Genomic DNA, 11295 nt, shown 5'->3' with positions numbered 1-11295 from the left:
GTTCGCTCTGCCGCGGACGAGCGACCGGGCGAGCCCCGCGGTGCGACGGGGGGTACCTCCTGGGTTGTGGGGTTCGCTCTGCCGCGGACGAGCGACCGGGCGAGCCCCGCGGTGCGACGGGGGGTACCTCCTGGGTTGTGGGGTTCGCTCTGCCGCGGACGAGCGACTGGGCGAGCCCCGCGGTGCGACCAGGGGGTGTGGGGGGTGGCTGTGGCTCTGGGTACAGCGAAGCTGTCGTACTGCTGTCCCTCGGCCGAGGGAAGAGTGCCACCAGTGGACTCGACCTGTCAGGACCGCGACAAGAAATTGTCCGGAAAGCGTCCGTTGACATGTGTGCCGTATCCGGATGCCGGTGCCCTGCGGCCAGTTCGAGCCACACCGCTCTGTCACAGCCCGTGCATCACCGGCATGCCCGAACGGCGCCGGCTGCGCTGGGGGCTCCTCGCCGCGGCGGTGGACGAGCCTGGGGCGCCCATGGCGTGTCACCCGCCGAGGTGCGGGCCCGTTCGAGGAGCAGTACGCCCGCCACGCCGGACAGCTCGATGTCGTACGGGAACTGGCCGACGGCACCGTCGGCGAGTGAGGCGGCGCCCTGGGCTCACACCAGGCTGTCCCGCCACGCCTGATCGGCGAACAGGGCGCGGCGAAGGCGGCCAGCCGGCGCCGGCCCGCCACTGACAGTGCTCACTCGGTTTTCTGGCGTAGGTCCGCGGCCGGAAGGACGCGCAGCAGCAGTACCGAGCGCTCGGGAAGCTCGATCGGGGTGCCCGCGGGGTGGTGTGTGCCGGGGGGCGCGTCCTGGTCCTCGCGCGCCGTGTCGACCAGGAGTTCGTACCCGAAGGCCCACGGAGGACCGGGCAGGGTGAAGGTGAGCGGCTGCGGACCCGCGTGCAGCAGCAGCAGAAAGCTGTCGTCGGTGACCGGAGCCCCGCGCGGATCGCGCTCCGGGAGGTCGCTGCCGCAGAGACGGACGCCGAGGGCGGTCGTCGGCGCGTACCAGTCGGATTCGGTCATCTCGGTGCCGCGCGGGGTGAACCAGGCGAGGTCGCGCAGCCCGTCCGGGGGCCGGGCGCGGCCGGAGAAGAAGGCGGGGCGCCGCAGCACGGGGTGGGCGCGGCGCAGCCGTATGAGGCGGGTGGTGAGGTCGGTGAGGGCCTGCCAGCCGGGGTCCTGGGGCAGCGACCAGTCGATCCAGCCGGTCTCGTTGTCCTGGCAGTAGGCATTGTTGTTGCCGCCCTGGGTGCGGCCCAGTTCGTCGCCCGCGACGAGCATCGGCACCCCGGTGGACAGCAGCAGGGTGGCCAGGAGCCCCCGCAGCTGGCGGCGGCGCACCGCGCGCACCCGCGGGTCGTCGGTCTCGCCCTCGGCACCGCAGTTCCAGGAGCGGTTGTCCTGGGTGCCGTCGCGGTTGCCCTCCCCGTTGGCCTCATTGTGCTTGCGCTCGTAGGAGACCAGATCGCGCAGGGTGAAGCCGTCGTGGGCGGTGATGAAGTTGACCGAGGCGTACGGGCGGCGGCCGCCCCAGGCGTACAGATCGCTGGAGCCGGACAGCCGGTAGCCGAGGTCGCGCACGTCGGGCAGCGCCCCGCGCCACAAGTCCCGTACGGCATCGCGGTAGCGGTCGTTCCACTCGGCCCACAGGGGCGGGAACGCGCCCACCTGATAGCCGCCGGAGCCCACGTCCCACGGCTCCGCGATCAGCTTGACGCGGCGCAGCACCGGGTCCTGCGCGACCGCGGCGAGGAAGGGGGAGAGCATGTCGACGCCGTGCGCGGAGCGGGCCAGCGCGCTGGCGAGGTCGAACCGGAAGCCGTCCACGCCCATCTCCGTCACCCAGTAGCGCAGCGAGTCCGTGATCAGCCGGAGCACCTGCGGCTGGACGGTGTGCAGGGTGTTTCCGCAGCCGGTGAAGTCGGCGTAGCGGCGCGGGTCCTGCTGGAGGCGGTAGTAGCCGCGGTTGTCGATGCCGCGCAGCGAGAGCGTGGGGCCGAGCTCCCCGCCCTCGGCGGTGTGGTTGTAGACGACGTCGAGGATTACCTCGATCCCGGCGGCGTGCAGCGCGCGCACCATCCTCCGGAACTCGCCGACCTGCTGGCCGCGGGTGCCCGAGGCGGCATAGGCGCTGTGCGGGGCGAAGTAGCCGATGGAGTTGTAGCCCCAGTAGTTGCGCAGGCCCCGTCGCAGCAGATGGTCCTCATGGGCGAACTGATGCACCGGCAGCAGTTCGACCGCCGTGACCCCGAGCCGCGTGAGGTGCTCGAGCGCGGCCGGGTGCGCGAGCCCGGCGTAGGTGCCGCGCAGCTCGGGCGGGACGCCGGGGTGGCGCATGGTGAAGCCGCGTACATGCAGCTCGTAGATGACCGACTCGGCCCAGGGGGTGTGGGGGCGGTCGGCCCCCGCGCCGGACGGACCGCCGGCGTCGTCGCCGACGACCACGCCCTTGGGGACGTACGGGGCGGAGTCGCGGTCGTCCCTCACGGTGTCGGCGACATGCTGCTGCGGCCAGTCCCGGACATGCCCGTAGACCTCGGCGGGCAGCGCGAAGTCGCCGTCCACGGCGCGGGCATAGGGGTCCAGCAGCAGCTTCGCCGGGTTCCAGCGGGCGCCCGTCCAGGGGTCCCAGCGGCCGTGCACGCGGTAGCCGTACCGCCGGCCGGGCAGGACGCCGGGCACGAAGCCGTGCCAGACCCCATGGGTGGGCTCGGCGAGCGGACAGCGGGTCTCGGCCCCGTCGTCGTCGAACAGGCACAGCTCGACGGCCTCCGCACCGCCCGCCCACAACGCGAAGTTGGTGCCCGGCACCCCGCCCGGGCCCAGGCCCACCCGCGCCCCCAGCGGCTCCGGGCTGCCCGGCCAGGCGGTGGGGGCCGGCGCCGGTGCGCCGGATGGGGCGGCGGGCGGCGGCGCGGCGCGGCGACGCCCGGCGAGGCCGGCGGAGACGGTCGCGACGGACACGGGGCCGGCGAGGCCCGCGTCCGGCTCCGGCGGTTCGCTCGTCGCCGTCTCCTGCTCGGCTGCTTTGGACACGTCGGCCTCCGGCGGCTCGCGACTCTCGCGCCGCCACCCCCGGCCGGGGCGCGGCGGGCAGCGCCTCATGGCGGGTGCCGGTCCTCGCGGCGTCCCGTGCCGCACGGGCAGGCCCCCGCCCTCGGAGCTGTTCTGCCCGCAATCCCACCGCCCCTCACCCTGCCGGGGCTTGTGCGCGACGCACCTCGGCCGATTGCCGCGGTGACCGCTCCCACCCGGGACTGAACCGTGACCATCAGGGGGAGTTCAGGATCACCCCGGTGTGATTACCTATCGCCATGCGCGCATGCGCGCGTGACCGGGGTTGCCGCGGGGGCGCGGCCCTGCGGGAGGGGAGAGCTGTGGTGAGGGTGCGACCGATATCTGGGGTTGCGGCGGTTGTGACGGCACGGGGTCGCAGGGGACTCTCCGCGCTGTTGCTCGGGGCGTTGTTGACGCTGGTGGCGGCGTGCGGCGGAGGCGGCGGCTCCGGCCACGACGGAAAGAAGGGCGAGGACGGCAAGGGCGCCGCCGAACGGAAGGCGTCCCAGGCCGTGGTGACGATCGCGCCGAAGAACGGGGCGAAGGGCGTGGACACCAGCGGGACGCTCAAGGTCACCTCGGCCAAGGGGCGGCTGGCCTCGGTCAAGGTCGAGGACTCCAAGGGGCGTCCGATCGCGGGCAAGGTCGGGAAGGACGGCCGCAGCTGGCGGCCGGACGACCGCCTCCGCGCGGACACGACGTACACGGTGGACGCCGTCGCCAAGGATGCCGCGGGCCGTACGGCGGCCAAGCACACGACGTTCACCACGCTGCGTCCCAAGGAGACCTTCGTGGGCGTTTACACCCCGGAGGACGGCTCGACGGTCGGCGTCGGCATGCCGGTCTCGCTCCGCTTCAACCGGGGGATCACCCACCCGGGGGCCGTGGAGAAGGGGATCAAGGTCAGCGCCTCGCCGTCGGTCCCCATCGAGGGCCACTGGTTCGGCAACGACCGGCTGGACTTCCGGCCGCAGAAGTACTGGAAGCCCGGCACCAAGGTGACGGTGAGCATGGACCTCGACGGTGTCGAGGGCAGGCCGGGAGTCTACGGCGAGCAGAAGAGGTCCGTGTCGTTCACGATCGGCCGCAGCCAGATCTCCGTGGTCGACGCCAAGTCCAAGAAGATGACGGTCAAACGGGACGGCAAGACCATCAAGAGCCTGCCGATCACCTCGGGCGCGCCCGGCCACGAGACCTACAACGGCATGATGGTGATCAGCGAGAAGCACCCCGTGACCCGTATGGACGGCGCCACCGTCGGCTTCGACGGCGAGTACGACATCAAGGACGTGCCGCATGCGATGCGGCTGTCGGACTCCGGCACCTTCATCCACGGCAACTACTGGGCGGGCCGGGCCACCTTCGGCTCGGCCAACGTCAGCCACGGCTGTGTGGGCCTGTTCGACCAGCGCGGCGGCGGCGACTCGTCCACCGCGGCGTCCTGGTTCTTCCGCAAGTCGATCCTCGGCGATGTGGTCATCGTGAAGAACTCGCACGATGAGACCATCCAGCCGGGGAACGGCCTCAACGGCTGGAACATGTCCTGGAACAAGTGGAAGGCGTAGGACAGGCGTGGTCCCAGTCGCCCGCTTCCCGTTAGCGAGCGCTAACCTGCGGCCATGACTGTGCATCTCGAGATCGCCGACGGCGTCGCCACCTTCCGCCTCGACCGCCCGCCGATGAACGCGCTCGACACCGCCACCCAGGACCGGCTCAGGGAGCTCGCCGGCGAGGTGACCCGCCGCGACGACGTACGCGCCGTGGTCCTGTGGGGCGGTGAGAAGGTGTTCGCGGCGGGTGCGGACATCAAGGAGATGCGGGAGATGGATCACGCCGCGATGGTGGCCCGCTCCGGCGACCTCCAGGACTCCTTCACCGCCGTCGCCCGGATCCCCAAGCCCGTTGTCGCCGCGGTGACCGGCTACGCGCTGGGCGGCGGCTGCGAGCTGGCGCTGTGCGCCGACTTCCGGATCGCCGCCGAGACCGCCAAGCTCGGCCAGCCCGAGATTCTGCTCGGCCTGATCCCCGGCGCCGGCGGCACCCAGCGGCTCGCCCGGCTGGTCGGCCCGTCCAAGGCCAAGGACCTCATCTTCACGGGCCGTCAGGTGAAGGCCGACGAGGCGCTCGCCATCGGCCTGGTCGACCGGGTGGTGCCGGACGGGGAGGTCTATGAGCAGGCCCACGCCTGGGCCGCGAAGCTCGCACAGGGGCCGGCGATCGCGCTGCGTGCGGCCAAGGAGTCGGTGGACCGGGGCCTTGAGACGGACGTGGACACCGGCCTCGCCATTGAACGCACCTGGTTCGCCGGGCTGTTCGCCACCGAGGACCGTCAGACCGGGATGCGGAGCTTCGTCGAGGACGGCCCGGGCAAGGCGAAGTTCGCCTGAGGACGAGCGGGTTGCGCCCCCCACCGGCCGGGGATCACGGGTCGCGTATGCCCCGTGCGAGCGAATTTTCTTCGCCATCGGTTCATCCTTGGACGACCGGTTCGGGTACGGTGGGTGATCACGCGTACGCGTACTGACATCGCTGGTCAGGCAGGGTGCTTTGGCCTCCTGACTGCCATTGGCATATGTCGGAACCGGTTTGTGGAGCCTGGGGCTCCGGTGTTCGGAATCCTATGGTTCCGCCCCGGACGGCTTTTCGGGCGGCCATGATGGGGGGCATGGCGGGCTTGGAGGGAATGGAGCAGCCGCAGCAGCGCACTGGTACGGCTGCGGTTCGGCGGATGCCGTCCGTCGAGGACGATCCGGTTCTCAGGGCGCTCGAACTCTTCGGGAACCCTGCGGTCGAGGAGGTGCGGCTGCCGTCCCGTCCCGAATCCGCGGGAACGGCCCGCCGGTTGGCCGAATTCATCGTTGTGCGGGACTGGGGGCTGGCCTCCCAGCTCGCCGAGTACACGGTGCTGCTGGTGTCCGAGCTCGTCGGCAACGCCGTACGGCACACCGGTGCCCGCACCTTCGGGCTGCGAATGCTGCGGCGCCGCGGCTGGATCCGGGTCGAGGTCCGCGATCCGTCCCGCGGGCTGCCGTGTCTGCTGCCGGTGGGTGAGCTCGACACCAGCGGGCGCGGGCTGATGCTGGTGGATCAGCTCTCCCAGCGGTGGGGCGTGGATCTGCTGCCCTGCGGCAAGACGACATGGTTCGAGATGCGGGTGACCGAGGGCTGAGCCCGGCGAGCCGACCCGGCGTACGAAAGAGGCGGCGAGCCGACCCGGCGTACGAAAGAGGTCCCTGCGCCGTCGGCGGGCGACGGTACGGGGACCTCTTCCGTCCCCGGCCGTGGAGCGGAAGGGGTGTGCTCCGCGGCATATGGGGGAACGACCTGGCCCGGGTCAATGGGGGTCGCGGCCCCGACTATCGCAGACGTCCTAGATCACCTCCAAGCCAATCCAAGGTGAGCTGTAACACTTGCCTTGTTAATGGCGAGTAGGGGGACATCTTTCCTTCGTTGTCCACTTCTGGCCTGCGAATTTCCAGTGGTCCAGACCGTGACGCGAAATCTTTCTTTGCCCGCCGGTCCTTGGCATGGCCCTGTCGGCCGTCCACCATGGAATCGCGCTACGCGCGTCACACCCAAAACGCCGCACCCTCACGCGTCACTTCCCTTGCCACGCTACGCAATCGGGAGACCCCCCATGGAAGCGCACGGCCGCACCCCCACCCGTCGCACCCTTTTCCGCTCGGGCGCCTGTCTCGCCACCGCCGCTATCGGACTCGCCACCACCACCCCCGCCCACGCCGGCGACAGGTACCGCCGCCGGGCCGCCGCCTATCCCCCCACCCACTGGATCCCGGCCTCCACCTCCAACTACCGCGTCTCCAGCCGCCCGACCTCGTATCCGATCGACTTCATCGTCATCCATGTGACACAGGAGACCTTCCCGGACGCGATGAAGATCTTCCAGGACCCGGCCAAGCAGGTCTCCGCCCACTACATGGTCGCCTCGGCCGACGGCTACATCGGCCAGTTCGTGCGGGAGAAGGACGTCGCCTGGCACGCGGGCAGCAAGGACTACAACAACCGCAGCATCGGCATCGAGCACGAGGGCTGGGTGGACCAACCCCACTGGTTCACGGACGAGATGTACGCCTCGTCCGCGGCCCTGACCGCGGCCGTCTGCGACCGCTACGGCATCCCCAGGACCCGCGCCCACATCATCGGCCATGTGGAGGTCCCCGGCACCGACCACACCGACCCGGGCCCGCTGTGGGACTGGGACCGCTATATGGACCTGGTCAACGGGGCCTGAACGCGTCCGGCGGGCCGCCGCTCATCGACCGCTAATCTGTGCGGGTCAGAACACACACACGGAAGGGGCCGGAACAGGTGGCGGACATCGAGGCGGCGCGCAAGGCGTTCGAGCGGTACGACCTCAACGGTGACGGCCAGATCACCGCGGCCGAGTACAAGAGCGTGATGGCGCAACTGGGGGACCCGTATGTCACGGAGCCCGTCGCCCAGGCCGTCATCAACGCCCATGACGGCAACGGTGACGGGCTGCTCACCTTCGACGAGTTCTGGGCTGCCCAGAACAAGAACAAGAACGGCTGACCGGGCCGCATGGCGGCGCTGCCGGCGCGTCAGCGCCAGCCGCGCCGCTGTGCGCTCGCCCGCCGTCTGCGGTCGTTGCACAGCAGACAGCGGCCGTAGCCGGGCGGCAGCGGATCCTCCGCGTCCCCGTACAGCGGATCGACGGCCCCGCGAGGATGCTCGGCGCAGCCCGTCGCACCGTGCTCGGCGGTCAGCGCGCCCGCCGCGGCCAGTGCCCGGCGCAGGGCGTCGGTGAGCAGCTCGGTCTCCTGGCCGGAAGGTGCGGTGTCGAGCGAGAAGGCGATATCGGACGCGGTGGTGAGCGCGCTGCGGAGTTCGCGCAGATCTGCGTAGCTCATACCGGGCAGCGTAGGCGCACCCACTGACATTGATATTGCTTGGCCAGAAGCCCCCTCAATGTCCTGTCTGCGCCACCCGGCGGGCGCCCACCTCCGGCTATGGAAGGCGTCACCAGCATGACAGCAGCGGTCGCACAGGACACCGTCGGCCGGAAGGGGTCGACTCCCACGCCGACACCCTCCACATCGCGGTCATCAGCGACAACGGCGGCCACCTCGCAGACGCCGAGTTCACGACGACCACCGCCGGATACGCCGCGGCCCTGGCCTTCCTGACCGCATACGGCCACGTGACCGCGGTCGGCGTGGAAGGCACCGCCTCTTACGGGGCCGTCCGGCCGTCCTACGCCTCGCTCTCCAGCGGCTCCTCCACGCCCGCGGTGGTGTCCTCGGCTTCCGCGGCTTCTTCGGCTTCCGCGGCTTCTTCGGCGCTGAGCGCCGCAGTGCCCGGGTTGGCCCATGCCTTGAGCGCGGCCTTGCTGGAGAAGTTGGCGACGTCCTTGTCGAGCGGTCGGTCGGTGTACTGGTGGATCCGCCACTTCGCCTTGATCCGCGGCTTGCCCGCCGTCACATAGTCCGCGATCCACAACCCGTCCCCGGCGTAGGACGTGGTGTCGTGGTTGAGCCAGAAGTTCCGGTTGCAGTACAGCATCACGCGGTGCGTGGGCCGCAGCTTCTTGACCTCCCGGATGAACCGGTCCTTCTCGGCGTTGCCGGCGCGAGTGCCCGAACCGGTGGTCTCCCAGTCCACGGCGAGCAGATCGTGCTGCCTGGACGCGCACTTCTCGACGAAGTAGCGTGCCTGCGCCGCGATGTCGCCCGGCCACAGGAAGTGGTAGAAGCCGACGACGCACCCCGCCTCGCGCGCGCGGGCCGCCTGGGACGACTGCTTCGGGTTGATGTACGAGCGTCCCTCGGTGGCCTTGATGAAGACGAACGCCAGACCGTCCGGGTCGAAGCTGGACTGGTGCGAACTCACGTCGATGCCGTGGAGCATAGTGCCTGCCTCATGGGGGGAGAGTGAGATGGAAAAAGGGACGTGCTCCCTTGTCATGCCCGGTCCAGGACCCTATGCAACGGGGACGGCGTCGCGCGCGCCGTTTCCACAAACGGTGGATAACGATGGGAAAGTCGAGATTCTCCGCCCCGGGCATGCTATGAGCTCGACCCGCTTCCGCGCCCCTCGGGGCGGAAGTTATCAGAGTTCTCTGTGTGAATACCTCGCGTTCATTTGCGTCACCGGAAAAAGGCGAGGCCCGCCGCACCCTTCCCCGGGTGCGGCGGGCCTTTCGTCAATGAGGTGGGACCTCGGCGGCAACCCTCAGCGGCGACGGAAGACGTCCTTCATTTTCTCCTTCGCCTGCCGTGTATCGCCCTTGGCCTGCTGGGCTCGGCCCTCGGCCGTCAGTCGTTCGTTGCCCGTGGCACGCCCGACGGCCTCCTTGGCCTTGCCCTTGAGCTCCTCGGCCTTCCCCTTGGCCTTCTTCTCAGCAGCCACCGCACTCACATCCCTTGGGTCTCGACAGCGGTGCTCAACCCCCCGGATAACCGCGCGGGGCACACGCAAACATGCGCCACGGCAGCGCGGTCCATGGACCGAGGTCGCGGAAACCTTCACTGGTTCCCCTGGATGGCCGATAAAAACGCGCAGATTTCCGGGTGTGGGCTTCAATTCGCAGGGCACACGTCGGGCTGGAGGTTGATATACATGGTTCCCTTGCTTCTGGTCCTTCTGCTCGCCCTGCTTCTCTTCGGTGCCGGATTCGCTCTGAAGGCACTGTGGTGGATCGCCGTCATCGTGCTCGTCGTATGGCTGCTCGGTTTCATTGTTCGCACCACGGGTGCGGGCGGCCGGCGAAGCCGCTGGTATCGCTGGTAGTTCCCCGCGCGACACGCGGAAGGCCCGGACCCTGTGAGGTCCGGGCCTTCCGCGTGTGTCACCCCCGCCGGATGGCGTCGGCGGACGTCTGGAGGATGTCGCAGGTGTTCTGGTACTCCTCCGTCAGCCGGGTGGCCTCGATGACCAGCGCCCCGTAGGGCCGCGTGGGATCGGCCAGCGGCAGTTCGTCGTGTTCCGCCTGCTCGGCGACGGTGCGGCGCTGCCGCTGTGCTTCCTCGGTCAGCTCGCACAGGCGGGCGGCCTGGTCGCGGAGGTCGGCCTCGTTCAGTTCCGCCAGGACCCGCGTGATTTCCTCCAGTGTCCCGAGGAAGACCCCGTAGCAGCGCAGGAACTGCCGGTACGAGTAGCTCCGCTCCTCCTCGCGCCACCGCTCCAGGCTCCTGATCAGCGACGACAGCTGGTAGGCGGCACGCTCCAGCGCATCCAGCACGGTGCGGTACCCCTCGAACGAGGTGCGCCCGCGATGGCGCGGCAGCAGCCGGCGCGGGTTGAACGGCACGCTCTCCTCAGCCGTCTTCAGACCCGACCTCGCCTGCGCGACCAGCGACTGGGCGTACTCGCAGAGCTTGCGCCATTGCCGTGCGCGCTCCTCGGTGAGCTCACTCTCGCGCAAGTCCGGGCCCAAATGGTGCAGCAGGTCGGCGAGCGCCCCGGCCAGGGTCCGGATGCCGTACTCGGCGCTGCGATACCGCAGCGGCGGCATGATCAGGACATTCACCAGGACGCCGAGCGAGCAGCCGATGAGGACCAGCAGAATGATCTGCCCCAGCTGGCTGGCGCCCTCCAGGTTGTTCGTCGCGGCGGAGTAGGTGGAGTACGCGAAGAACGCGGCCGTGGTCACCTGGGACCGCTGTTCCCCCAGCGCCTTCCACTGTCCGATGGTCATCGCGATGGCGGCGACCACGGCGAAGGTCACCAGGCTGGGACCGGCCAGGAAGCCGAGCGCGGCCTGCACACCCACCCCGGTGATCACCGCGGCCACATAGCGCAGTGACTGGGCGATCGACTGGTACACGGTCACGTGCATGATCAGGACCGCGGAAAACGGGGCGAACGCCGGGGACTGGGCCTGCAGCAGATCATTCGCGATGAACCAGGCGAGGGTGGCCGCCAGCGTGCTCTTCCCGATCAGCAGCAAGGTCTGGGCGGACAGGCTCCGCATTTGTAGCTTCTCCCACATCCCGCTTGGGGTTCCCCCTCGCGGCGATCTCTACCGCAGGCCGCGTGAGACGTTGACCATGGCCGCCTTGTCCATCCTCCCGCTCCTCCCCTGGCCTCGCGACCCCGGTCGTACGACCGTTTGGGGGGTGGGGTGGGGCATGGCGTTACTCATGCTCGTAGCGACCTTGTACGGCGTGGCACAGCTGGCGGTCCTGGCGTCCCCGACCCGGTCGATGCTGTGATCGACTTCGCTGTCGCGTGTTGTGTCAGCATGGTCCGGCGACCTTCTGTCGT

The 11295-nt window shown here is 69.9% G+C and carries 11 protein-coding genes; 6 read left to right on the top strand and 5 right to left on the bottom strand.

The genetic code is table 11. The features are described 5' to 3' along the window. Nucleotides 1-684: 684 nt before the first annotated feature. On the bottom strand, nucleotides 685-2955 hold the full coding sequence (glgX, locus tag ABZU99_RS00415) for a glycogen debranching protein GlgX (RefSeq protein WP_356044543.1): 2271 nt from the start codon (nucleotides 2953-2955) through the stop codon (nucleotides 685-687). Nucleotides 2956-3407: 452 nt separating this feature from the next. On the opposite strand from glgX, the gene ABZU99_RS00410 reads away from it, so the two are divergent. The 5 genes from ABZU99_RS00410 (at nucleotide 3408) to ABZU99_RS00390 (ending at nucleotide 7602) form a co-directional block, all read left to right on the top strand. After that, on the top strand, nucleotides 3408-4613 hold the full coding sequence (locus ABZU99_RS00410) for an Ig-like domain-containing protein (protein WP_356044465.1): 1206 nt from the start codon (nucleotides 3408-3410) through the stop codon (nucleotides 4611-4613). A gap of 54 nt (nucleotides 4614-4667) precedes the next feature. Next, the gene (locus ABZU99_RS00405; protein WP_355953665.1) at nucleotides 4668-5435 is read left to right on the top strand and encodes an enoyl-CoA hydratase-related protein; all 768 of its coding nucleotides are present in this window, start codon (nucleotides 4668-4670) and stop codon (nucleotides 5433-5435) included. A 278-nt stretch (nucleotides 5436-5713) separates the two neighbouring features. Continuing rightward, on the top strand, nucleotides 5714-6217 hold the full coding sequence (locus ABZU99_RS00400; RefSeq protein WP_356044468.1) for an ATP-binding protein: 504 nt from the start codon (nucleotides 5714-5716) through the stop codon (nucleotides 6215-6217). 468 nt (nucleotides 6218-6685) lie between these two features. After that, on the top strand, nucleotides 6686-7300 hold the full coding sequence (locus tag ABZU99_RS00395; protein ID WP_356044471.1) for a peptidoglycan recognition family protein: 615 nt from the start codon (nucleotides 6686-6688) through the stop codon (nucleotides 7298-7300). A 77-nt stretch (nucleotides 7301-7377) separates the two neighbouring features. Then, nucleotides 7378-7602, top strand: a complete 225-nt coding sequence (locus ABZU99_RS00390; protein ID WP_355953657.1) for an EF-hand domain-containing protein — start codon at nucleotides 7378-7380, stop codon at nucleotides 7600-7602. Between the two features lie 29 nt (nucleotides 7603-7631). On the opposite strand, the gene ABZU99_RS00385 is transcribed toward ABZU99_RS00390, so the two are convergent. The 3 genes from ABZU99_RS00385 to ABZU99_RS00375 form a co-directional block, all read right to left on the bottom strand. Continuing rightward, nucleotides 7632-7940 carry a hypothetical protein gene (locus ABZU99_RS00385; protein WP_355953655.1) on the bottom strand — a complete coding sequence of 103 codons (309 nt, stop codon included), beginning with the start codon at nucleotides 7938-7940 and terminating at the stop codon, nucleotides 7632-7634. 343 nt (nucleotides 7941-8283) lie between these two features. Next, nucleotides 8284-8937: a glycoside hydrolase family 25 protein gene (locus tag ABZU99_RS00380; RefSeq protein ID WP_356044475.1), complete on the bottom strand. Its 654-nt coding sequence runs from the start codon at nucleotides 8935-8937 to the stop codon at nucleotides 8284-8286. A 324-nt stretch (nucleotides 8938-9261) separates the two neighbouring features. Continuing rightward, nucleotides 9262-9438, bottom strand: a complete 177-nt coding sequence (locus ABZU99_RS00375) for a CsbD family protein (protein WP_355953649.1) — start codon at nucleotides 9436-9438, stop codon at nucleotides 9262-9264. A gap of 210 nt (nucleotides 9439-9648) precedes the next feature. On the opposite strand from ABZU99_RS00375, the gene ABZU99_RS00370 reads away from it, so the two are divergent. Next, entirely contained in the window at nucleotides 9649-9819 is a 171-nt protein-coding gene (locus ABZU99_RS00370; RefSeq protein WP_355953646.1) for a hydrophobic protein, read from the top strand. A gap of 58 nt (nucleotides 9820-9877) precedes the next feature. Here the strand turns inward: ABZU99_RS00370 and ABZU99_RS00365 are convergent, their stop codons facing one another. After that, the gene (locus ABZU99_RS00365) at nucleotides 9878-11002 is read right to left on the bottom strand and encodes an aromatic acid exporter family protein (protein WP_355953644.1); all 1125 of its coding nucleotides are present in this window, start codon (nucleotides 11000-11002) and stop codon (nucleotides 9878-9880) included. Nucleotides 11003-11295: the final 293 nt, after the last annotated feature.

Source organism: Streptomyces sp. NPDC005266, from assembly GCF_040607655.1.
In the GTDB taxonomy this organism is placed as follows: domain Bacteria; phylum Actinomycetota; class Actinomycetes; order Streptomycetales; family Streptomycetaceae; genus Streptomyces.
This window is presented reverse-complemented; position numbering and strand designations above follow the sequence as displayed.

Excerpts from the sequence above, each read along its gene's own strand:
- ABZU99_RS00400 (WP_356044468.1), top strand. The coding sequence starts at position 5,714 with ATGGCGGGCTTGGAGGGAATGGAGCAGCCGCAGCAGCGCACTGGTACG.
- ABZU99_RS00370 (WP_355953646.1), top strand. The coding sequence starts at position 9,649 with ATGGTTCCCTTGCTTCTGGTCCTTCTGCTCGCCCTGCTTCTCTTCGGT.
- ABZU99_RS00385 (WP_355953655.1), bottom strand. The coding sequence starts at position 7,940 with ATGAGCTACGCAGATCTGCGCGAACTCCGCAGCGCGCTCACCACCGCG.
- ABZU99_RS00405 (WP_355953665.1), top strand. The coding sequence starts at position 4,668 with ATGACTGTGCATCTCGAGATCGCCGACGGCGTCGCCACCTTCCGCCTC.
- ABZU99_RS00380 (WP_356044475.1), bottom strand. The coding sequence starts at position 8,937 with ATGCTCCACGGCATCGACGTGAGTTCGCACCAGTCCAGCTTCGACCCG.
- ABZU99_RS00365 (WP_355953644.1), bottom strand. The coding sequence starts at position 11,002 with ATGCGGAGCCTGTCCGCCCAGACCTTGCTGCTGATCGGGAAGAGCACG.
- ABZU99_RS00395 (WP_356044471.1), top strand. The coding sequence starts at position 6,686 with ATGGAAGCGCACGGCCGCACCCCCACCCGTCGCACCCTTTTCCGCTCG.